This is a genomic window from Burkholderia pseudomultivorans (assembly GCF_902499075.1).
In the GTDB taxonomy this organism is placed as follows: Bacteria; Pseudomonadota; Gammaproteobacteria; order Burkholderiales; family Burkholderiaceae; genus Burkholderia; species Burkholderia pseudomultivorans.
On the sequence record NZ_CABVPP010000011.1, the window covers coordinates 21714 to 41973 of the forward strand.

Here is a 20260-nt window from a genome sequence, read left to right on the forward strand (position 1 = left end):
GCACGACGGCGCACGGTGCGAGGGTGGAGCCGGTCATGCGCCCGGCGTGGTTTCCTTGAACTTGCCGTAGGCCATCAGGCGTTCGAAGCGGCGCTCGCGCAGCGCATCGATGCTCATGCCCTGGAACTGGCGCAGCGAATCGGCCAGCGCACGACGCAACAGCGCGGCCATGCCCTTCGGATCGCGATGCGCGCCGCCGAGCGGCTCGTTGATGATCTTGTCGATCAGGCCCAGCGCCTTCAGCCGATGCGCGGTCAGGCCCAGCGCTTCCGCAGCCTCGGGCGCCTTCGCCGCGCTCTTCCACAGAATCGATGCGCAGCCTTCCGGCGAGATCACCGAATAGGTCGAGAACTGCAGCATCATCACGGTATCGGCCACCGCGATCGCGAGCGCACCGCCCGAACCGCCCTCGCCGATCACGGTCGTGATGATCGGCGTCTTCAGTTCGGCCATCACGTACAGGTTGCGGCCGATCGCTTCCGACTGGCCGCGCTCTTCCGCGCCGATGCCCGGATACGCGCCCGGCGTGTCGACGAACGTGAAGATCGGCAGCCCGAACTTCTCCGCCAGACGCATCAGGCGCTCGGCCTTGCGATAGCCTTCCGGACGCGGCATCCCGAAGTTGCGCGCGGCGCGCTCCTTCGTGTCGCGACCCTTCTGGTGGCCGATCACCATGCACGGATGGCCGCCGAAGCGCGCGAGGCCGCCGACGATCGACAGGTCGTCCGCGAACGCGCGGTCGCCGTGCAGTTCGTGAAAATCGGTAAACAGTTCCAGTTCCGCAACGTAATCGAGCGTGTACGGACGCTGCGGGTGCCGCGCAATCTGCGAAACCTGCCACGGCGTCAGGTTCGCGTACAGGTCTTTCGTCAGTTGCTGGCTTTTCTTCGACAACCGATCGATTTCTTCCGAAATATCGACAGCCGAGTCGTCCTGCACGAATCGCAGTTCTTCGATCTTGGCCTCGAGTTCGGCGATCGGCTGTTCGAAATCCAGAAACGTGGTCTTCATGTGTTCGAATCCTTGGGTCTTGCGGCAGCGCGTATTCTACCCGCGCGCACGACGCGCAAGACCGGCTCTCAACTATTGATGTTTAAAACCCGATAGCCGCCACTCCGGCGCCGTTCAGGCGTCGGCGTCGGGCGCATCGAGACTGCGCCACATGTACCAGGTCGCGACGGTGCGCCACGGCTCCCAGTTGGCCGCGACTTCCCGCGCCTCGCTGCGCGTGACGGGTTCTCCGCTGAAGTAATTGACGCTGATCGCACGGATCAGGCCCGGATCGTCGAGCGGCAGCACGTCCGGCCGCGACAGGTTGAAGATCAGGAACATCTCGGCCGTCCAGCGACTGATGCCGCGGATCTGCGTGAGTTCCGCGATCACGTCCTCGTCGTCCATCGACGTCCATTTGTCGACGTGCAGCGCACCCGACACGAAGTGCTGCGCGAGATCAAGGATGTATTCCGTCTTGCGCTTCGACAGTCCGCACGCGATCAGCTTGTCCGCGCCGAGCCGGATCACCGGCTGCGGCGCGAGCTTCGGACATGCGGCCTCGATGCGCGCCCACAGCGACTGCGCGGACGGCACCGAGATCTGCTGGCCGACGACCGAGCGCGCGAGCGTGACAAACGGATCGCCGCGCTTGACGAGATGCGCGGGCCCGAACTTCGGGATCAGCTTCTTCAGGATGCGGTCGCGCTTGACGAGATCGGCGCATGCCTTGTCCCAGTATGCGGGACGCACACCGACATCCGCGCCATCGACCGCCGCCTCGGACGCGCGCGTCTTGCGGGCCGCGTCGGCGGCCGGCATCGCGTGCTCCGGCTGCGCCGCATCGGCGCCCTTCGCGCGCGCGGGCTTCGCCGCCGGCTGCGCATGACCGTTGAGCGCGCCGTTCGGCACCGCGCGCGTCGCGTCCGCCTTCGCCGCCGGCGCGCGCTTCGCTGCCGGACGCGCGGCGACCGGAGTCGCGCGCCTGACCGGCGCTTTTCTGGCCGTTGCCATCTTGCCTCCTACCCGACGGATCGGTCAGTGGAACGCGCCACGCTCATACGCGACGCCATTCGGTCGATCCGCCCGGTTTGTCTTCAAGCGCGACGCCGGCCTCGAGCAGTTCCGCCCGGATCCGGTCCGCTTCGGCATAGTCCTTCGCTTGTTTCGCCGCGACGCGCGCGGCGATCCTCGCTTCGATCTCGTCGGCCGCCAGCGCGCCTGCCTGCGCGGCGCCGGACGCCTGCTGCAGGAACGCGCGCGGCTCGCGGCCGAGCAGGCCCAGCAGGCCCGCCAGTTGCTTCAACTGCCGCGCGAGCGACGCATCGCGCGTGCGGTTGACTTCCCCCGCCAGCTCGAACAGCGTCGCGACCGCGACGGGCGTGTTGAAGTCGTCGTTCATCGCGGCCGCGAAACGCTGCGCGTGCGGCTCGTTCCAGTCGAGCGCGAGCGTGTCGGGCTCGACGTCCTTCAGCGCCGTGTAGAGGCGCGTGAGCGACGCGCGTGCATCGTCGAGGTGCACGTCGCTGTAATTGAGCGGCGAGCGATAGTGGGTGCGCACGATGAAGAAGCGCATCACCTCGGCGTCGTACCGTTCCAGCACCTCGCGGATCGTGAAGAAGTTGCCGAGCGATTTCGACATCTTCTCGTTGTCGACCTGCACGAAGCCGTTGTGCATCCAGTAATTGACGAAGGTCTGCCCGGTCGCTCCCTCGCTCTGCGCGATCTCGTTCTCGTGGTGCGGGAACTGCAGGTCCTGCCCGCCGCCATGGATGTCGAAATGCTCGCCGAGCAGCGTACAGCCCATCGCCGAGCACTCGATGTGCCAGCCCGGGCGACCCATTCCGTACTTCGACGCCCACGACGTGCCTTCCGGATCCTCCGGCTTTGCGCGCTTCCACAGCACGAAATCGAGCGGATCTTCCTTCGCGTCGTTCGACGCGACGCGTTCGCCCGCACGAAGATCGTCGAGCGACTTGCCCGACAGCTTCCCGTAGTTCCGGAACTTGCGCACCGAGTAATTGACGTCGCCGTCGCTCGCCTGGTACGCGTAGCCGTTCGCCTCGAGCTTCTCGATCATTCCGAGCATCTGAGGAATGAACAGCGTCGCGCGCGGCTCGATGTCGGGCCGCTGGATGCCGAGCGCGTCTTCGTCCGCGTGCATCGCGTCGATGAAGCGGTCGGTGAGCGACTTGATCGTCTCGCCGTTCTCGACCGCGCGGCGGATGATCTTGTCGTCGATGTCGGTGATGTTGCGCACGTACGTGACCCGGTAACCGATCGCACGCAACCAGCGCTGGACGAGGTCGAACACGACCAGCATGCGCGCATGGCCCACGTGACAATAGTCGTAGACGGTAATCCCGCATACGTACATCCGCACTTCGCCGGACTGGCGCGGCACGAAAACTTGCTTGTCACGCGCGAGCGTGTTGTAGATGCGCAGTGATTCCATAGAGATGAACCGTGAGCCGAAGGAAACCGCCCTGGCGAAGCTCGCCCAGCATGCGAAACGGACGGACCACCTGCTGCGGCGCGACGCCGCGCGTCCTCGATATCACATGGGGCGGTCAGGCTGCAAGCACAGCGGTGACGGCCACGAGAGGCAAAGAAAGACTGTCTGCCGCTCGCCGGAACGCGCAGACGTTTTGTTAGAATGGCTCGGAGTATAACATTCCGATTTACGCCTATGAAATCTCATCGCGGCCGCGCGCCGAGCGCTGCGACCCTCGTTGCGACCGCCGTCATGGGCGTCGCGCTGGCCCTGTTCGCGGCCCCCGCCGCGCATGCGCAGAAGGCCCCCGCCACCGCCGACGGCACGCCCGAAATCGATGCGTCGATCGCCGGCAAGCAGTGGAAACAGGCGCTCGCGCAGCTCGACGCGCGCATCGCGTCGAACCCGCACGACGTGCAGGCGCAGTTCAAGCGCGGCACCGTGCTCGCGCGCCTGAACCGCGACGACGACGCGATCCAGCAGTTCGTCGCGATCACGCAGGCGTACCCCGAACTGCCCGAACCGTACAACAACCTCGCGGCGCTGTACGCGAAGCACGGCCGCTACGACGAAGCGCGCGCCGCGCTCGTCACCGCGACGCAATCGAACCCGAGCTACTCGCTCGCCTACGAAAACCTCGGCGACCTGTACCTGCGCCTTGCGGCCGAATCGTACAAGCGCGCGCAGTCGCTCGGCCGCACCAGCGGCGCGACCGCGCAGCGCCTCGCCGACATCCAGAAGATCGTGTCGCCGCCGAAGTCCGCGTCGAACGCGCACGCTGCGGCACCGGCCACGCGCGAGTACACCGATCGCGCCGCGGCCAACGTCAGCACCACCACCTTGCCGATGTCGCCGACGTTCCAGTTCAGCGGCCCGTCGGGCGCGCTGGCCGCGCCGTATGTCGCGCCGTCGCAGTAAGCGGCGCGACGTTTCACTTCCCTTTTCATCCCCAACCTGAGGATCGCAATGAAACGTCTGTTGCTGGCGCTTGGCGGCGCCGCCCTTCTCGCGACCGCGCCCGCGTTCGCGCAAACGGCCACCGCGCACCCGGTCGTGCAGCTCAAGACCTCGCAGGGCGACATCCGTGTCGAGCTCTACCCGGAGAAGGCGCCGAAGACGGTCGCCAACTTCCTCGAGTACGTGAAGGCCGGCCAGTACAACGGCACGATCTTCCATCGCGTGATCAAGGGCTTCATGATCCAGGGCGGCGGCTACAAGGCGAACTTCGACGAGAAGCCGACCCGCGCGCCGATTCCGCTGGAGAGCAAGAACGGCCTGAAGAACCTGACCGGGACGATCGCGATGGCGCGCACGAGCGATCCGAATTCGGCCACCGCGCAGTTCTTCATCAATACGGTCGACAACGCGGGCCTCGACTACCCGAACCCGGACGGCAACGGCTATGCGGTGTTCGGCAAGGTCGTGTCGGGCCTCGACGTCGTGAAGAAGATCGAGGCGGTGCCGACCACGTCGCGCGGCCCGATGCAGGACGTGCCGGCGCAACCGGTCACGATCGAATCGGCGAGCATCGTCTCGAAGTAAGACCCTGCCGGCCTGTCCGGCGCCTCACGCGGCCGCGTCGCACGACCGGCCGCGTGCCATTTAAACCGCCTCACCGAAGGAATTCATCATGGTTGAACTGCATACGAACCACGGCGTGATCAAGCTCGAACTCGACGCCGCGAAGGCACCGAAGACGGTCGAGAACTTCCTGAACTACGTGAAGAAGGGCCACTACGACGGCACCGTGTTCCACCGCGTGATCAACGGCTTTATGATCCAGGGCGGCGGCTTCGAGCCGGGCCTGAAGCAGAAGCCGACCGACGCGCCGATCGACAACGAGGCCAACAACGGCCTGAAGAACGACGCCTACACGATCGCGATGGCGCGCACCAACGACCCGCACTCGGCCACCGCCCAGTTCTTCATCAACGTGAACGACAACGACTTCCTGAACCACTCGTCGCCGACGCCGCAGGGCTGGGGCTACGCGGTGTTCGGCAAGGTCGTCGAAGGCCAGGACGTGGTCGACAAGATCAAGGGCGTGAAGACCGGCAACGCAGGCTTCCACCAGGACGTGCCGACCGACGACGTCGTGATCGAGAAGGCCGTCGTCGTCTGACGCGCGGCCAGGGAGGCACTTCGATGTTGCAGGAGAGTCCGCCGCGAAGCGTCTCCGCGGGCGTGCCGGGCGAGCGCGAATACGCGCAAGCCGCACGCCCGTTCCTGTTCCTGTCCGATCTGCATCTGAGCGACGCGATTCCGAACACGGTCGCCGCGTTCGAGCATTTCGTGAAATACACCGCCGACAGCGCCGACTCGGTGTTCATCCTCGGCGACCTGTTCGAATACTGGATCGGCGACGACGTCCTCGACGACGATCCGTTCGCCGCGCGCATGGCTGCGCTGATGCATACGTTCTCGGAGCGCGGAATCGCGCTGTACGTGATGCACGGCAATCGCGATTTCCTGCTCGGCCGACGCTTCATGAAGGCGGCCGGCGCGATGCTGCTGCCCGATCCTTCGCTGATCATGGCATTCGGCCAGCGCATCGTGCTCGCGCACGGCGATGCGCAGTGCACGGCCGACCGCGGCTATCAGCTGTTCCGCCGTTTCGCGCGCAATCGCGTCGCGCAATGGCTGTTCCTCGCGTGGCCGCTTCGCTGGCGCCGCGCGCTCGCGCAGCGGATGCGCACGAACAGCGAAGCGGGCCGGATGCGCCCCGTGTCGGCGATCTACGACGTCACGCGCGACGGCGTCGCCGCACTGTTCCGGAAAAGCCGCGCGAAAGTAATGATTCACGGTCACACGCACCGCCCCGCGCGCCACGTCGAAGCGGACGGCGTGCGCTGGGTGCTGCCCGACTGGGATCTCGACCACGGCATGCCGCGCGGCGGCTACCTGCGCGTCGACGCGGAAGGCATCCACGCGATGCCGCTCGACTGATACCTGCGGGCGCTCGCCGGCAGGCACCGCTCACCATCAAGCCTGGCGCTCGACCGCCTTCCCCTCCAGCACCGCCGACAGGCGGCGCAGGTCGAGGCGCGCGGCATCCGCGCCCTGCAGCGTTTCCAGATGCGTGCCAAGCTGCTCCAGCGCCGCGACGATCTCGTCGACGCGGCGGCTTTCCTTCGCCGCATGATCGATCAGCCCGTGGATCGCGAGCGACATCGGATCGTCGGCGTTCGGCGTGATCCCGTATGCGCTGAACGCCGCGCGCTCGGACTGCGGCTTCGGCTGTGCAGGCATCACGACGCGCGCCGGATTGCCGACCGCCGTACCGCCGGCCGGCACCGGCTTCACGACCACCGCATTTGATCCGACCTTCGCGCCCGCGCCGACCGTGAAACCGCCGAGCACCTTCGCGCCCGCGCCGACGATCACGCCGGCCTCGAGCGTCGGATGGCGCTTCGCGCCGCGCGTGAGCGACGTGCCGCCGAGCGTCACGCCCTGATAGATCGTGCAGTCGTCACCGACGATCGCCGTCTCGCCGATCACGACACCCATCCCGTGATCGATGAACACGCGCCGGCCGATCGTCGCGCCGGGGTGAATTTCGATGCCGGTCAGGAACCGCCCGGCCTGCGACACGAAGCGCGCGAGCCAGTAGCGCTTCGCGCGCCAGCACGCATGCGCGAACCGGTGCAGCACGAGCGCATGCAGCCCCGGGTAACAGGTCAGCACTTCCCAGGCACTGCGAGCGGCGGGATCTCGCTCGCGAATCGTCGCAACGTCTTCGCGCAGTCTCGTGAACATGGTCGGATAGGGAAAAAGGCCGGCGGACGCCGCCGGCGATCGCCGGCCGTTATCGCACCGGGTAATTAACATATGACGTCCGGCGATTGTAGGGCCTGTCGCGCGCGGCCGCTCGAGGCCGCGCGTTCACCCCGCCGCCGGCGCGGGTATTCGGCGGGAACGTACGGCCGGCGGGCGTTCCGGGACCGCCTGATCGACCGCGAACGATGCAGTCCGGCGACGACCAGCGCGCCGAGCCGGCGGAATATCCGTGAAAAACCGGCAAGCCCGAAACCGGCGCGACCGGACATGCGTCCCGCCGGTTCGGCCGGGACGGCCCGCGCATCCGCACAACGGTCGTCCCGCGCCCGCTTGCCGCCCCGCCCGCGCGTTACGCGTCGCCGTCCGGCGTATGCGTCTTCAGCAGAATGTGCTTCGCGATGCCGCGCAGGATGTTGACCTCCTCGCGCTCGAGCCCCGTGCGCGCGAACAGGCGCCGCAGACGCGGCATCAGCTTCTTCGGATTGCGCGGGTCGAGAAAATCGAGCGCGATCAGCGCGTTCTCGAGATGCACGTACATCCGCTCGATCTCGTCGCTCTGCGCAAGCGTGCCGGCCTCGCCCGACGGCGGCTGCGCGTCGCTCGCCTGCTGCTCGAGAAACGCGACGCGCAGCTCGTACGCGAGCACCTGCACGGCCTGAGCAAGGTTCAGCGAACTGTAGGCCGGGTTCGCCGGAATGTGGGCGAGCGCGCTGCACTGCTCGACATGCTCGTTCGCGAGACCCGTGCGCTCGTTGCCGAACACGAGCGCGATGTCGCCCGTGCCGACCTGTGCACTGGCCTGCCCGGCGGCCGCGCGCGGCGCGAGACGCGGCGGGCCGTATTCGCGCGTGCGGGCGGTCAGCGCGATCGACCAGTGGACGCCGGACAATGCTTCGCCGAGCGTCGCCACGACGTGCGCGGACGCGAGGACGTCGTCTGCGCCGCTTGCCATCGCGATCGCCTCGGGGTCGCTCTGCACGTGCGGCACGCGCGGCGCGACCAGCACCAGCCGCGAAAAGCCCATCGTCTTCAGCGCGCGCGCGGCCGCGCCGACGTTGCCGGGATGGCTCGGCTCGACGAGCACGAAGCGGGTTGACGTAAAGCCGCCCGAAGGCGACCGGGACGGCGCCGCGTCCGATGCGGACGGCGCGGCGATGTTCTGCGGGGTTTCCACTACCATGCGACTCGATTCATCAGAATGGCCGTATGGTATCGCCATCGACGCGGCAAACCCACCCGGCCGGACGGCCAGTGGGGGTTTCCCCGCATTCCGGTTTCCTGAAACCACCGAAAATCGGGTAAAATCATGCGTTTACGCGTCACACTCGGATGTGGCGCGGGTCGTACCCCGCTCTTTGTCAATTCGCGTCTCATCTCGCCCGGCAAGCTTGCGCCGTCCAGGGCGGGTTGTTCCACTTCGTGGCGGCCCATGCCGCCGGCTACAGGATCCAGGCTCATGCATCCCATGCTCAACATCGCTGTCAAGGCTGCGCGCCGCGCCGGACAGATCATCAATCGCGCGTCCCTCGATCTCGACCTGATCGAGATCCGCAGGAAGCAGCAGAACGACTTCGTCACCGAAGTGGACAAGGCCGCCGAAGACGCGATCATCGAGACGCTGAAGACCGCCTACCCCGACCACGCGATCCTCGCGGAAGAATCGGGCGAGTCGGAGAACGAATCCGAATTCCGCTGGATCATCGATCCGCTCGATGGCACGACCAACTTCATTCACGGCTTCCCGTACTACTGCGTGTCGATCGCGCTCGAGCACAAGGGCGTGATCACGCAGGCCGTCGTCTACGATCCGAACAAGAACGACCTGTTCACGGCCACCCGCGGCCGCGGCGCGTACCTGAACGACCGCCGCATCCGCGTCGGCCGCCGCGATCGCCTGTCCGACGCGCTGGTCGGCACCGGCTTCCCGTTCCGCGAAAAGGACGGCCTCGACGCCTATGCGCGCCTGTTCACCGAAATGACGCAGGCGTGCACGGGCCTGCGCCGCCCGGGCGCCGCGGCGCTCGACCTCGCAAACGTCGCGGCCGGTCGCCTCGATGCGTTCTTCGAGCAGGGCATCAACGTGTGGGACATGGCCGCGGGCAGCCTGCTGATCACCGAGGCGGGCGGCCTCGTCGGCAACTACACGGGCGACGCCGACTTCCTGCATCGTCATGAGATCGTCGCCGCGAACCCGAAGATCTATGCGCAGATGATCCCGATCCTGAACCGCTACAGCCGCATGCATCCGGCTGCGGAATAAGTTCCGGCCCGCAGTCGCGGGGAATGCGACGGCCCGTGCTCCGCTTCGTGCGGCACGGGCCGTCGGCGTTTTGGAACGACGAACGACGAAATCCCCGTATCGAGAGATAGATACGCGCCGACCGATGCCCGGTTATCACGCATCGCGAGCGCCGAAACCCGGCCGAAAAGCCAACTTCGCGCTTGTCGATCGAAGCCGCTGGTAAACTCGGGCATCCCAAGCAACATACCCGATGCCTGACCTATGACCACGTTGTCGCCCGAGGCCTTTGCAGCCCACACGCCCATGATGCAGCAGTACCTGCGCCATACCCGATAACGCTCAAATAAAAAAGCTACGCCAAAACCTACGCGAACAAATTTCGGAGCCGGCCGTTCGCGTCCCGTTGCAGGCGATGGATATATCCGTGCTCAGTGGCTGGTGGTCGTCAGTCCCCTCTTGTTGATTTAAGAGTAGGTGACTTCAAAGTCGGCATCTGATGTGAAAATTTCGGGGCCAGTTCAGGTTATGATGCCGGCACATCCTCGGAACGTGAATAAAACGAAATGAACGTCAGCGTAATCGAAATTATTGCAGCGGCTACCATACCTGTAGCTTTTGTGCTGGTCATAATCGACCGGATCGTCAACAAGCGCGGCATAGGTGCCAGAGCCATACAATTGACCGCGGTCGGGATGCTGGTTCCACTCATACTGATTTTAGCTCTGGAGAAAATTCTTGACGGTGCCACGGTCGGTACGCTGATCGGCGGAATCGTCGGCTATCTTCTCTCCGGCATATCCGAGTTTGACAAAGGAAGGGACGCAAACTCTTCAACGAAAAAGGGTAAAAATGGAGAATTACCAGCCCAAAGCAAAGGCACCGCGTAGTCTTCGGACACGAGTCTAGTAAATGTCAATCCTCCCGAAAATGGTCGAGCGTCCGTGACGGAAGGCGTTGAGCGATGACAGCACGAAGAAGGCCACATGCATCTACTTGCCTCACACTATCAATCTGAGTTCCTGGCTACCCCGCAACTCATACGACTCGACTATGCCAAGGGAAAGGATGGCTTTGAGCCAACGCTGCTGGTGAAGGGCAGCACGCTCTTGCTGAAGTTCATGGTATTGGGTTCGCGGCTACGGTTTCATCTGGCGCGCGTAAAAGGTCGTCTCCTATATGCATTAACGGCGTACGACGATCCATCTAAGCCTGCATCGCTATGGTCGGTCGTGGAAAACGAGGCAGAGGTCACAGCGCTGCGGGGGCTGGCATCTGGCGAACCGTCCCCCATATTCCTGTTTAACGAGCTTGCCCTGAATGTTGCATGGTCCACCGTAAAAGCTAGCTTCCCTTCAGAGGTGAACGACTGGATCAGCAACGCGAAACTTGGGAAAGGAGACTGCCCTGCCATTGCTAAAGAGGCTGGCGACCTGCTGGAACGGGCGTTCGACGGCACTACGACCCCCGACGAGTTGCTGTCTGCAGAAATTGTCCGTATCGACGAGTGGCATGCAGTTTTCAATCACTTCATTACGAGCCACGGCAGTAACAGCCCGGTCGACTTGTTTAGCCGAGACGAGGGCGGACAGCAGGAACAACTTGCGGTCTGGTTAACCGACAGCCTCCACCCGCGTGGAGTACACCACAGTCCCCAAATCCCAAAGGGGAACGGAACACGCGAACTCACCGATATTCTCCTCAGCCACGAGGCCGGTGCACTGCTGATCGAGTCGAAGGCTCTCACTGTCTTCAATCGCGATAAGTTGCCTGATCGAACGAAGCTAGCAAAGGATGTATCGCAGCACGTCGAAAAAGCAGTTCGCCAGCTGCGCGGTAGCATTCGGCGGCTCAAAGATGGCGCACCGGTTACCACTCGGGGTGGATCCGCTATAGACGTTGAGCGATCACAGCCGGCACACGCCGTCGTTCTCATTCCAGAGTTCGACTTGATAGAAAATCAAGAGAACTACGGTCTGGCGTTTATTGCAGACTTCATGGAGGCGACGGGAGGTTTTATCCATCTGCTGGATCTCGCCGAGTTGCTGCGTGTTGTCCAAGCCGCCGAAATGATCTCCAGAGTCAGCGAGAACGTAACGCCGCTGATGGCTTTGGACTATTGCTTGGTGAAGCGAGCCGAGCAAACGCGCGTTGCGGGGACATTGTGCATCCAAGTTCTACTGCGAATGCAGGAATGAGCGCACGCGTGAGCCGTGCGGTCTAACTTCTCGGTCGGTACGGATGCCTTGCAGCATCCGCGCCTTGGGCCGCTCCTGCAAGTCGCCGCCATCTCTCCGTTGAGCGTCTAGTTTCTCTAATTGCCACCGACTGCTCTCGGCCGGTAGCTGCCTGTCGCCGTCGCCGCTCACAACTGGCCATATGGCGGACTTCGACCGATCCCGCGCGGGCCGCTGGTAAACTCGGGCAGCCAAAGCAACTTTTCCCGGTCACATGAGCACGCAACCGCCAGCACACCTGCAACCGTCACTCCAATGATGGAGCAGTACCTGAGCGTTATCTGACAAGACGGGGGGGGCACAAAGCTACGCCGGGACCTCCACTCACAGTCTCTGGCCTACCCCGACTGAGCGCCTGCTGACGTTCGATTCCGCAACCAAGCGGCGCGTTACACCTCTTTCGACTAGCCGCTCATCGTTAATGCTTGTCTACGATGGGGACGGACGACCAGAAACCGGTCGATTGAGCGATGGGTTAGATCCCATAGGGGAAAGCACAACAAGCCGTCCATCGATTCCACTGACGTTCGCATCGAGTCTTTCCATCTCGCCCGGCACATCCGGAAGGAACAACAGGATGCCGTTTTTGATACCGCTAATGAGCAAATAGTGTTCAACTTGAGCGACCGCATTGGCATAGTTTTTTGGCATCATATGTCGCTTGATTTCTATGACGACGCGTTCGTCTTCGTGAGTAACTATAAGGTCAGCCCGAAACGGCCTTTCGGCGTCCAATCGCACCTCGGTTTGTACGTTGACCTCCGGTGCTGCGGAAGCAAGAAAGCCGTGCAGAGCTCCAATTGCCTGAGATTCGGTCGCCCTACCCGGGAACGTTGGGGATGACAAATGAGTCGCGCAAAACTGGTTCAGAAGTTCTATAGAACGTACTAATAGGCCCGCATTCGCTGTTTGGGCCAAGTTTGTTTCCAGTTCTGCCTTTTTCGCTTCAGCTTCTGCCTGTGCGCTCGCAAAAGCGAGGCGTTCTGCAATCTGATCGAGAAGCAAGCATGCGAAAGCGGAAACGGAAACGATAGCGAGGAAGGCCTCACTCTCATCGAAATCTAGCTTGTAATCGTGTGCCGACGGGTTCCTCCATTCGGTACGGTACGTGGTCAACTGGCTCAGAACTCGATTACGAAAAACGTTGTTCTGCTCAAGATAGTTCTCGATATCGTACGGACGCTTTTTCGAAGGATCTTGTCGGGCAAACACCCTGTACGCTTCCTTAATACTGCCTTCAAAGGCCTGATTCGTTCGGTATATGGCGTCAGTGAAGGCCGTCTCATCATCGGTCTCTTGGCCACGAGACAAGTGCCGAAAAGCAGTCTCTATGTGCAAAAGAACGGCACGTAGTCCCGGGACATACTCTCCTTCGTCCAATACGTCGATCTTCTTTCTTAAGGTGTCAACGAGGTCCACGATTTGTTAGTTCCTAACACAGTCGGTTGCCATGAGTATGTACACGTGTCACAAAACGCTTCCGCTGCCTCGTGCATCGGGCCAAGAGAATTCATCTCGTATCTCAACCACTTTCGCTCCCTTCGCCAGATTGCAGTCGCCACACGAGAGCTGGAGGTTTGTCGGGTCGTTGCCCCCCCCAATCGCGAGCGCGACCATGTGATCGATATGGGACGACTCCTCGCTGCCAAAAACCGCCAAAGCCGGTCGGCCGCAGTGTTGGCACAGGCCCCTGTCGCGGTGTTGGATGCGATTCACCAGCCATGAGGGAAAATAAGCGCGCGGAAGCCGCCCATCGGATTCAAGAACCGGGTAGTCCGACTTTTTCAGCGGCCGGATTCGCTCGGCCAGCTTTGTATTGAAGTCGAACATCAGCGTTCTGCGCTGCCAGGCGATGGCGTACGCTGAGACAACAATATTGTGCAACCCATCGGAAAAGGCGCTTCGGTGCTCGTCCCGGGCGCACCGCAGTACCTCGGGATCGGACGACGAAAACGCGGCCGGAGCGATCATGCCCATCTCACCGAACATCCATCGGACATAGTCGGCGAATTCGCTCGCCAGATCCGGTGCGAATTCGGCGTCGTCATATGCGTACAGATAGAAATAGACGTCAGCCAGATCAGCGAGCACCTTGTGCAACGCCGTCCGTGGTTCAATGGTGGCTGTCTGCAAGGCATAGTCCGTCAGCGGTACGTCCGCGAAATGCAAGCCTTCATTCACATCAATCGGCCGGTCATACACAAATCTTTCGAAACACGTCAGCAACTCATGCGCGGCTGACGTCCTGATCTGGGTCTGCTCGAACTTCCGTTTCATTGATTGTTTGCCCCCCGTATCGCGCAAGCGGAATATTAGCCCACTGCCAGTATTGTACGATTACGCAGGCGCTGGTTTGCTTGGCGTCGCAGTCACCGGATCTCGAAGCGCATAGCCATCTGTGATCCGACGTTCGAACGTCGAGTTCTCCGGCAAGACGAACGGCTCTGCTGCGCATATACTTTCCCGAGTGGGCGCTCTCGGACCGAAGTAGACTAGAAACTGTCTCGCGGCTCGCGTCTGTACCGCTGACATCATTATCGACGGATCTCACATGACCGACGACACAGCAAACGCTACCGAAGTTCTCCTTTGCTCGAATTGCTTTTTCGATGAGGGATTGAGGATCGACTCGTGGAAGCATGGCATCGAGCAAGACGGCGAGTGCCCAAACTGCAAGAGCCCCGACGGAAGAAAGTTGACGAAGGATCACGTATTGTGGATTGCACATCGCTTCTTTGTTGATGGCTCTACTATCCGTTTTGACTACGGCGCGGCACCGCGTGTCCAGTACAACGAGCACCACTACGGCACAAGCGACATCTCACCGTCGCCGTGGCTAAAAAACGATGTAAAACTGATCGAGGAAGCAGGAAAGATTGGATTCTTTCACTATGGCCCTCGATATTGGATGTTTGGAGAAATCGAGCCATTAAAGGCGCTACAAGATCCAGCGAAGCGCGCCCCAATCATCAAGCGCGTCTTGACAGAATATCCTACGCGAACGCTCGCGAAGGACGAGTCGTTTTATCGAGTCCGCGTGAACCCTCAGCACCCTGCCGAGCCGGATGAATATGACAGTCCCCCGTTACATATCGCGGGAAGGGGGCGACTCGATTCCGCTGGTTTCGCAGTCATGTACGGCTCACAGGATATAGATATCTGCATCCACGAATGTCGCGCCACCGTAGAGGACGACATGTACGTCGCCACGCTACAGGCCACCCGAGACTTACGGCTTTTAGATCTCACATCGGTCCTAAAAGAGAGAGTCACCGAATTCGAGAGCCTAGACATGGCTATCCACATGCTCTTTCTTGCGAAATCCCATTCATACGACATTTCTCGTGATATCGCGATTGCTGCGAGAAATGCAAGTTTCGACGGCGTCATATACCCCTCCTACTTTAGCTTGCTTCGCACCGGAGGACGCCCCTTTGAGACAGTCTATGGCCTGTCGCTCCGCCGCTTCCATCCACAAGCAGAGGAGTACGCCAAGGCGTATACGATTCCCAATTTCGCTCTCTTTGGCCGACCGATCGAACAAAGCCGCGTCGGCGTGAAATGCATCGATAGAATAGTCTTAACTCAGATTGGCTACTTGGGCCACTTCGGGCCCGTCGCCTATTGAATTCAAAATTACCATTAAAACAAGCCCCACAAAAATCAAGAGACTTAATTATCTAAATAGGCATCATGAGCCCATACGAACAAGCGATGTCGGAAATCCGACCACTTCTCGCAATATTACTTGCCAAGAAAAAAAGCGACCTAAGCAAACTCTGCAAAGAGACCGTCATCACGGAGAATGCGTTTTGCGCCTTAATTTCGGCATGCACGGCCGCCCAATTACCGTGGCAACATCAGATGTCATATCGCGACATTATGCCAAACAACCTTCAATACACCGATCAAGACAGCGAATCACTTGGACGCTCTATTGTTGGACCACTCAAAAAATCGGCAATGAAGGCGTGGAGGAAATGGCATCAAATTCTAAAGGATCGACGCTACCTCGTCGGTCATATTTTCTATACACGAGACCATTCTAACTGGCACTTGTTTTATTTCGACAATCGAGATCTTACGCCTTACGAAAATCATTTCAAACATGGCGGACCTCATATCCATTTGATAAACCACCTTTGGCCAGATCACACGTGCGAATCTCTATGGACCTTCTTCCAAGATGACAATCCGAAGATGACCGGCGCTGAGCATATCCGATTTCATAGAGAGCATCTGGAGCCGCCAAACTGGTAGCCCCCAACATCTGCCTTATAGACATCTACCCCGTAGTTCACGGGATGGAATGATAAGCACAAGGCTTATCCAGCAAGGCTTCCGCCCCTTGCTGTAGCAAATTTGTAGAGTTCAAAAAACCCGCTCGTAGCGGGCTTTCGCGCATACGGAGCCTGTCAAAGCTACTTCGGCTCGACCGTCATTTCCTCCGCTGCGTACAGTTGAAGCATCGCGCGCGCTGCTTCGATGTTAGACGTCGTCAACCATTCCTCCCAGTCGTCGGGCCGCAAGATGACTACCGATCGTTTCTCGTCGGCCGGCCGGTGCATGCGCGACATGACCGGATGCCCGTCAGCATTGACCGTGATCATCGACATCACATGGTGGTCGTTTCCATCCGGATTCTTGAGCGTCCGCCAGATACCCGCGACACACATCGTCGGCCGGTCGGCGACTCCGATCCGCTGCCACACGCATGGTCCGAGCAACCAGTCGCCATTCGCGTCTTGCCGCGCGTCCGGGTATGACGGCTCGACTATCGATGTCGCCGGGATCAGGCATCGGCTACCCGCTCGCCATGCCGGCCCATACAGCGGCGATTCTCCGAGGTTATCGTCGCGCACGTTCATCGTACGACGCATGGGCGGCGGCTTGCGCCCCTGCGCCTTCGCTTTCTCAATGTTGGCCTTCTGTAGCGCGCGCGGCCAGAAACCGAAGCCGGCGATCAACGGTTTGAACTGCCCGTCAATGCTGCCGACAATCGGCGCGTCATAGTCCTGGTAGATCTCCGGCTTCCACGGCGTCCAGCGGTACAGGTCGCGGAAATTGTTGATCTTAAGTTCGTTCAGGCCCGGATCCTCGCCCGGCGCGTAGTAGTTCGTACACACTCGGTGGCCCCTCCAAAAACTGAATCACTGGTTCGAAGGGAGCGGATCGAAATCGTCCGGCGGCTCCCCTTCCGGAGGAAACGAAACCTGCTCGATCGGCATGACCGGACCGCTCAGCCACTCGTCCAGCGCGGTGCACACGATGTCATACGCCTCGTCAAACGCCGAACCGTCCGGTTGGCCAGGGGCATCAGGAAACCGGCTTCGGCCAATTTCCACCATCCCCGAGTCCAGATACCCATACTTGCCGAGCTGGCCGTCTTTGCAAAGCGCGTCGTAACTGCTTGCGTCGTAGTCCACCAGCATGATCGACATGTCGTCAACGATCCGGAATTTGCAGTACGCGATACACCAGTCGATAAACGCTCGTTGCACCACCGTCATCGGTCTTGGCATGGCACCTCCCGGGCCGAAAAAAGGCGCTGCCGATCGGTATCGACAGCATCCCTATTTTCGAGACTTGACGAGGTCATCATACAGCGCGATAAACTGTATATCCATACAGTGTTTCACGCGCATCATGATCTTGCCCCCATTTGACCCGCCGAAGTTCGACGAGATGTCGACATGGTGGCGCACCTGCACTTACGCCGAGGTTCACCGTCTGATCCTCGAAGTGCTACACCTACGCATCACGTTGCGGGAAATGAGCGAACTTACCGGGCACGCCACTCGAATGATCGCGTACCTGGAACGAGCCGACGAACTGAAATACGCCGCACCGCTGCGCCGGCTGACGATCAAGCTCGACAAAGAGATCATGCGATCGGGTCGGCTCGGGAACCCACGCGCGCAACTTGCGCCGTTCTCCGACGAATGGCGCGCGCGCGAAGCGATGAAAAATCGGCTCCGTGACACCCCCGGTGAGCCCGATCCCGGCTCCGATAAAGCGACGAAGCTGCCCGAGTTTCAACGACTGACATGGGCCCACCTGCGCGAGGCTTGGAGCGCCACAAGCTACAAGAAAAATCGCCCGTTATCGCTCGAGCAGCGTTTCGTGCTGGAAGTCGTCCATGTACGCCGGACGATGCGGCTTATGGATAAGATGGTCTGCGCCGCCGAGCTGGAACTGAAGAAGAACGGCTATCCCGACTCGTTCGCACTCGACCAGCTCCGTCGCATGATTGAATGCGTTCGCGAGGGTTGACATCGCGCTCACCGTGCAATGCCGGCGCGAAAGTCCGCGCCGGCATCGTGGGTCAGAACAGTCCTGCGGGCTGCGCTGAGTCATCCCAACTGAAAATAATCAGCTCGTTTCGAGCGACGCCCTTCCCGCCTCCAACCGTGTACTGGATCGGCACAGTCTCGATGTGAAATCCGTCGAACACGCGTCGAATATCCGGATGGTCGTTGAGACTCACGATCGCGCGCCCCTTGATCGACCGCAGCCGCTGCGCCATCTTCTCGTACTCGGCGAACGGGAACGACACGCCATAGCCCTCCGTCTCGTAGTACGGCGGGTCCAGGTAGAACAGCGTATGCGGCCGGTCGTAGCGATCGATGCAAGCAGCCCAATCCAGACGCTCCACGAACGTGTTCGCCAGACGCAGGTGCGCCGCAGACAGTTCTTCCTCGATGCGCAGCAGGTTCAGGCCCGGCAGCGTTGTCGTCGCTGTCCCGAACGTCTGCCCCTCCAGCTTTCCGCCAAAGCAACTTTTCTGCAGGTAGTAGAACCGGGCCGCACGCTGGATATCGGTCAGCGTTTCCGGGATCGTCTGTTTCAGCCATTCGAATACCTGCCGGCTGGTCAGTGCCCATTTGAACTGCCGCACGAATTCCTCGAGGTGATGCTGCACGACGCGGTATAGGTTGATCAGCTCACCGTTCACGTCGTTGATCACCTCGACCTTTGCAGGCGGCCGCAGGAAATACAACGCCGCCCCGCCCGCGAACACTTCGACATAGCAGTCGTGCGCCGGGAAACGCGGGATAAGGTGATCTGCCAGACGGCGCTTGCCGCCGATCCAAGGAATGATGGGATTTGCCATTGTGAAAGCCGTTTTTAAACTTGGTGTAGAATCCGGCCCGCCTACGTAGGTAAACAGGGCTTTGGCTGATTCACTGGCTCGCTCAGTGGAAAGGCGACCGGGAGAATGCGCGAACACTCCCCCGGTCGCCCTGTTTCTTTCGAGACCGCCCCGGCCTCGATCGCCGCGCTACTGCGGCAAATTGGATTGCGCGTCGCCGATCAACGCGTCGTAACTACGCTCGCACTGCTGGCCGGCGATGCCCCGTTCGTCAGCGATCTTCGCCAGCTCTCCCGCGCGCTCGTCAGCCCGGCCGAACAGGTCGGCAAGCAGATCGAGGGAGTCGCCGGTTGCCGCGCCTCCGGCCGCAGCGCCGGCACGTCGAGCGTCGGCAACGAGCGCGGCGACTTGCTTGCGCAGCCCGTCAGCAACACCGTCGGCAACAGCAGCATCAGCGCGTGCCTGATCACGTTCTTTCGCAGCATCGGTTGCGATCTCCTGTTGTGCCACCAATCGGCGGCCATATTCATCACGTTCAGCGCGGAGATGGTCGATCTGCCGCGCCTGATCGGCGACCGTCGCGGACTGATCCGCATCACGGTGCCCCTTCGAATAGCCGGCAGCAGCGCCGACGAAGACGGCCGCGATGAGCGCGAGCCAGAGTCGAGGATCGAACCACGTCATGCGCCGCTCCGCATCGTCGACGCGAGGCGCTTCGCCCGATCGCCGACCTGTCGCGCCCACAGGCTGTCGAGCATCTCGACTGCCGCTGCGTTCCAGTCGCCTCTTTGCGTCGCCGCGAGAAACTTGCGGAACCCGAGCAACCGGCCCTGCATGTTGAACGCCATATTCATCATCACGCGCTGACGCACCGGATCGAGCGACCGCCACCACGGCAGGTTGCGATCGAGCCACGCCTCAGTTTCCTCGACGTCGTTTTCGTACATCAAATCGATCTCGTTATCGCGGAACCCCTTGTCGGTCAGATTGCGGCCAATTCCGCCCGACACCTTGCCGACCGTGTCGGTATAGATCCGATACCGCCGGCCCTCATCGCGCGCCAGTTCGGCCTTCAGCTTGACCCCGTCGTACTTACCCATTCTTGCTTCCTCCGAAAAGTTGCTTTGCCTTCCTGCGCAGCAGGATCTCCAGGTACTGCGATCCGACGATGCCGAACGCGCTCCCGATCCCGAGCAACGCGATCGGCGGCAGGTCGGGGATCTGCAGCAGCGCGATGCCCGCGACCATCGACGTCGCCGACCCCAACACGGCCCGGCCAGCGACGAGCCGGAACGTCAACTGCTCGCTACCCACCAACACCTTCGCGATCCCGATCAATCCGCCCATAACGATCAGCTCCAGAATCGTTTTTTCATGCTCTTGCATCGGTTCCCCTTGTCCCGATAAAAAGAAAGACCGCTCCGGTTTCC

23 protein-coding genes are annotated in these 20260 nt (G+C 61.4%); 10 read left to right on the plus strand and 13 right to left on the minus strand.

Annotated features, from left to right (window positions below; genetic code table 11):
- Window positions 1–33: 33 nt before the first annotated feature.
- The 3 genes from BST28156_RS10455 to cysS form a co-directional block, all read right to left on the minus strand.
- Entirely contained in the window at window positions 34–1011 is a 978-nt protein-coding gene (locus BST28156_RS10455; protein ID WP_174902147.1) for an acetyl-CoA carboxylase carboxyltransferase subunit alpha, read from the minus strand.
- A 114-nt stretch (window positions 1012–1125) separates the two neighbouring features.
- Entirely contained in the window at window positions 1126–2004 is an 879-nt protein-coding gene (locus BST28156_RS10460; RefSeq protein ID WP_060245252.1) for a DNA-3-methyladenine glycosylase family protein, read from the minus strand.
- A gap of 43 nt (window positions 2005–2047) precedes the next feature.
- Window positions 2048–3445 (minus strand): cysteine--tRNA ligase, encoded by a 1398-nt coding sequence (gene cysS, locus BST28156_RS10465; protein WP_060245253.1) that lies wholly within the window; start codon window positions 3443–3445, stop codon window positions 2048–2050.
- Window positions 3446–3679: 234 nt separating this feature from the next.
- Between cysS and BST28156_RS10470 the strand changes: the two genes are divergently transcribed.
- The 4 genes from BST28156_RS10470 (at window position 3680) to BST28156_RS10485 (ending at window position 6430) form a co-directional block, all read left to right on the plus strand.
- Window positions 3680–4402, plus strand: coding sequence for a tetratricopeptide repeat protein (locus tag BST28156_RS10470; protein ID WP_060245254.1), 723 nt, complete (start codon window positions 3680–3682; stop codon window positions 4400–4402).
- Between the two features lie 48 nt (window positions 4403–4450).
- Window positions 4451–5026 (plus strand): peptidylprolyl isomerase, encoded by a 576-nt coding sequence (locus tag BST28156_RS10475; protein WP_009689445.1) that lies wholly within the window; start codon window positions 4451–4453, stop codon window positions 5024–5026.
- Between the two features lie 88 nt (window positions 5027–5114).
- Window positions 5115–5606, plus strand: coding sequence for a peptidylprolyl isomerase (locus BST28156_RS10480; protein ID WP_009689446.1), 492 nt, complete (start codon window positions 5115–5117; stop codon window positions 5604–5606).
- Window positions 5607–5629: 23 nt separating this feature from the next.
- Window positions 5630–6430, plus strand: coding sequence for a UDP-2,3-diacylglucosamine diphosphatase (locus tag BST28156_RS10485; RefSeq protein WP_174902148.1), 801 nt, complete (start codon window positions 5630–5632; stop codon window positions 6428–6430).
- Window positions 6431–6466: 36 nt separating this feature from the next.
- On the opposite strand, the gene cysE is transcribed toward BST28156_RS10485, so the two are convergent.
- Window positions 6467–7240 (minus strand): serine O-acetyltransferase, encoded by a 774-nt coding sequence (gene cysE / locus BST28156_RS10490; RefSeq protein ID WP_174902149.1) that lies wholly within the window; start codon window positions 7238–7240, stop codon window positions 6467–6469.
- A gap of 370 nt (window positions 7241–7610) precedes the next feature.
- Entirely contained in the window at window positions 7611–8480 is an 870-nt protein-coding gene (locus tag BST28156_RS10495; RefSeq protein ID WP_174902150.1) for an RNA methyltransferase, read from the minus strand.
- A gap of 237 nt (window positions 8481–8717) precedes the next feature.
- Between BST28156_RS10495 and BST28156_RS10500 the strand changes: the two genes are divergently transcribed.
- The 3 genes from BST28156_RS10500 (at window position 8718) to BST28156_RS10510 (ending at window position 11698) form a co-directional block, all read left to right on the plus strand.
- Window positions 8718–9521: an inositol monophosphatase family protein gene (locus tag BST28156_RS10500; protein ID WP_060245258.1), complete on the plus strand. Its 804-nt coding sequence runs from the start codon at window positions 8718–8720 to the stop codon at window positions 9519–9521.
- Between the two features lie 545 nt (window positions 9522–10066).
- On the plus strand, window positions 10067–10390 hold the full coding sequence (locus tag BST28156_RS10505) for a hypothetical protein (RefSeq protein WP_174902151.1): 324 nt from the start codon (window positions 10067–10069) through the stop codon (window positions 10388–10390).
- A 96-nt stretch (window positions 10391–10486) separates the two neighbouring features.
- Window positions 10487–11698, plus strand: coding sequence for a hypothetical protein (locus BST28156_RS10510; protein ID WP_174902152.1), 1212 nt, complete (start codon window positions 10487–10489; stop codon window positions 11696–11698).
- A 468-nt stretch (window positions 11699–12166) separates the two neighbouring features.
- On the opposite strand, the gene BST28156_RS10515 is transcribed toward BST28156_RS10510, so the two are convergent.
- Window positions 12167–13156: a GxxExxY protein gene (locus BST28156_RS10515; RefSeq protein WP_174902153.1), complete on the minus strand. Its 990-nt coding sequence runs from the start codon at window positions 13154–13156 to the stop codon at window positions 12167–12169.
- A 48-nt stretch (window positions 13157–13204) separates the two neighbouring features.
- Window positions 13205–14014 (minus strand): HNH endonuclease, encoded by an 810-nt coding sequence (locus BST28156_RS10520; protein WP_174902154.1) that lies wholly within the window; start codon window positions 14012–14014, stop codon window positions 13205–13207.
- A gap of 274 nt (window positions 14015–14288) precedes the next feature.
- On the opposite strand from BST28156_RS10520, the gene BST28156_RS10525 reads away from it, so the two are divergent.
- Window positions 14289–15365, plus strand: coding sequence for an RES family NAD+ phosphorylase (locus tag BST28156_RS10525; protein WP_174902155.1), 1077 nt, complete (start codon window positions 14289–14291; stop codon window positions 15363–15365).
- Window positions 15366–15430: 65 nt separating this feature from the next.
- Entirely contained in the window at window positions 15431–15997 is a 567-nt protein-coding gene (locus BST28156_RS10530; protein WP_174902156.1) for a hypothetical protein, read from the plus strand.
- 161 nt (window positions 15998–16158) lie between these two features.
- Here BST28156_RS10530 and BST28156_RS10535 read toward each other — a convergent pair whose 3' ends face one another.
- Both BST28156_RS10535 and BST28156_RS10540 read right to left on the minus strand, forming a co-directional pair.
- A complete protein-coding gene (locus tag BST28156_RS10535) occupies window positions 16159–16863 on the minus strand; it encodes an SOS response-associated peptidase family protein (RefSeq protein WP_174902157.1) in 705 nt (234 codons plus the stop codon).
- 24 nt (window positions 16864–16887) lie between these two features.
- The gene (locus BST28156_RS10540; RefSeq protein WP_254596366.1) at window positions 16888–17259 is read right to left on the minus strand and encodes a hypothetical protein; all 372 of its coding nucleotides are present in this window, start codon (window positions 17257–17259) and stop codon (window positions 16888–16890) included.
- A 124-nt stretch (window positions 17260–17383) separates the two neighbouring features.
- Here BST28156_RS10540 and BST28156_RS10545 point away from each other — a divergent pair, with 124 nt between their 5' ends.
- Window positions 17384–18010: a hypothetical protein gene (locus BST28156_RS10545; protein ID WP_174902158.1), complete on the plus strand. Its 627-nt coding sequence runs from the start codon at window positions 17384–17386 to the stop codon at window positions 18008–18010.
- Window positions 18011–18062: 52 nt separating this feature from the next.
- On the opposite strand, the gene BST28156_RS10550 is transcribed toward BST28156_RS10545, so the two are convergent.
- The 4 genes from BST28156_RS10550 to BST28156_RS10565 form a co-directional block, all read right to left on the minus strand.
- Window positions 18063–18851: a DNA adenine methylase gene (locus BST28156_RS10550; protein WP_174902159.1), complete on the minus strand. Its 789-nt coding sequence runs from the start codon at window positions 18849–18851 to the stop codon at window positions 18063–18065.
- Window positions 18852–19019: 168 nt separating this feature from the next.
- Complete coding sequence (locus tag BST28156_RS10555) at window positions 19020–19514, minus strand: DUF2514 family protein (protein WP_174902160.1); 495 nt, start codon at window positions 19512–19514, stop codon at window positions 19020–19022.
- Window positions 19511–19930, minus strand: coding sequence for a lysozyme family protein (locus BST28156_RS10560; protein ID WP_174902161.1), 420 nt, complete (start codon window positions 19928–19930; stop codon window positions 19511–19513). Before BST28156_RS10560 ends, BST28156_RS10555 begins: the two co-directional genes overlap by 4 nt.
- Window positions 19923–20216 carry a phage holin family protein gene (locus BST28156_RS10565; RefSeq protein ID WP_174902162.1) on the minus strand — a complete coding sequence of 98 codons (294 nt, stop codon included), beginning with the start codon at window positions 20214–20216 and terminating at the stop codon, window positions 19923–19925. Before BST28156_RS10565 ends, BST28156_RS10560 begins: the two co-directional genes overlap by 8 nt.
- Window positions 20217–20260 lie beyond the last annotated feature (44 nt).

Bases quoted from the DNA above. Each gene is read 5' to 3' on its own strand.
- BST28156_RS10455 (WP_174902147.1), bottom strand. From the start codon at position 1,011: ATGAAGACCACGTTTCTGGATTTCGAACAGCCGATCGCCGAACTCGAG.
- BST28156_RS10460 (WP_060245252.1), bottom strand. From the start codon at position 2,004: ATGGCAACGGCCAGAAAAGCGCCGGTCAGGCGCGCGACTCCGGTCGCC.
- cysS (WP_060245253.1), bottom strand. From the start codon at position 3,445: ATGGAATCACTGCGCATCTACAACACGCTCGCGCGTGACAAGCAAGTT.
- BST28156_RS10470 (WP_060245254.1), top strand. From the start codon at position 3,680: ATGAAATCTCATCGCGGCCGCGCGCCGAGCGCTGCGACCCTCGTTGCG.
- BST28156_RS10475 (WP_009689445.1), top strand. From the start codon at position 4,451: ATGAAACGTCTGTTGCTGGCGCTTGGCGGCGCCGCCCTTCTCGCGACC.
- BST28156_RS10480 (WP_009689446.1), top strand. From the start codon at position 5,115: ATGGTTGAACTGCATACGAACCACGGCGTGATCAAGCTCGAACTCGAC.
- BST28156_RS10485 (WP_174902148.1), top strand. From the start codon at position 5,630: ATGTTGCAGGAGAGTCCGCCGCGAAGCGTCTCCGCGGGCGTGCCGGGC.
- cysE (WP_174902149.1), bottom strand. From the start codon at position 7,240: ATGTTCACGAGACTGCGCGAAGACGTTGCGACGATTCGCGAGCGAGAT.
- BST28156_RS10495 (WP_174902150.1), bottom strand. From the start codon at position 8,480: ATGGCGATACCATACGGCCATTCTGATGAATCGAGTCGCATGGTAGTG.
- BST28156_RS10500 (WP_060245258.1), top strand. From the start codon at position 8,718: ATGCATCCCATGCTCAACATCGCTGTCAAGGCTGCGCGCCGCGCCGGA.
- BST28156_RS10505 (WP_174902151.1), top strand. From the start codon at position 10,067: ATGAACGTCAGCGTAATCGAAATTATTGCAGCGGCTACCATACCTGTA.
- BST28156_RS10510 (WP_174902152.1), top strand. From the start codon at position 10,487: ATGCATCTACTTGCCTCACACTATCAATCTGAGTTCCTGGCTACCCCG.
- BST28156_RS10520 (WP_174902154.1), bottom strand. From the start codon at position 14,014: ATGAAACGGAAGTTCGAGCAGACCCAGATCAGGACGTCAGCCGCGCAT.
- BST28156_RS10525 (WP_174902155.1), top strand. From the start codon at position 14,289: ATGACCGACGACACAGCAAACGCTACCGAAGTTCTCCTTTGCTCGAAT.
- BST28156_RS10530 (WP_174902156.1), top strand. From the start codon at position 15,431: ATGAGCCCATACGAACAAGCGATGTCGGAAATCCGACCACTTCTCGCA.
- BST28156_RS10540 (WP_254596366.1), bottom strand. From the start codon at position 17,259: ATGCCAAGACCGATGACGGTGGTGCAACGAGCGTTTATCGACTGGTGT.
- BST28156_RS10545 (WP_174902158.1), top strand. From the start codon at position 17,384: ATGATCTTGCCCCCATTTGACCCGCCGAAGTTCGACGAGATGTCGACA.
- BST28156_RS10550 (WP_174902159.1), bottom strand. From the start codon at position 18,851: ATGGCAAATCCCATCATTCCTTGGATCGGCGGCAAGCGCCGTCTGGCA.
- BST28156_RS10555 (WP_174902160.1), bottom strand. From the start codon at position 19,514: ATGACGTGGTTCGATCCTCGACTCTGGCTCGCGCTCATCGCGGCCGTC.
- BST28156_RS10560 (WP_174902161.1), bottom strand. From the start codon at position 19,930: ATGGGTAAGTACGACGGGGTCAAGCTGAAGGCCGAACTGGCGCGCGAT.
- BST28156_RS10565 (WP_174902162.1), bottom strand. From the start codon at position 20,216: ATGCAAGAGCATGAAAAAACGATTCTGGAGCTGATCGTTATGGGCGGA.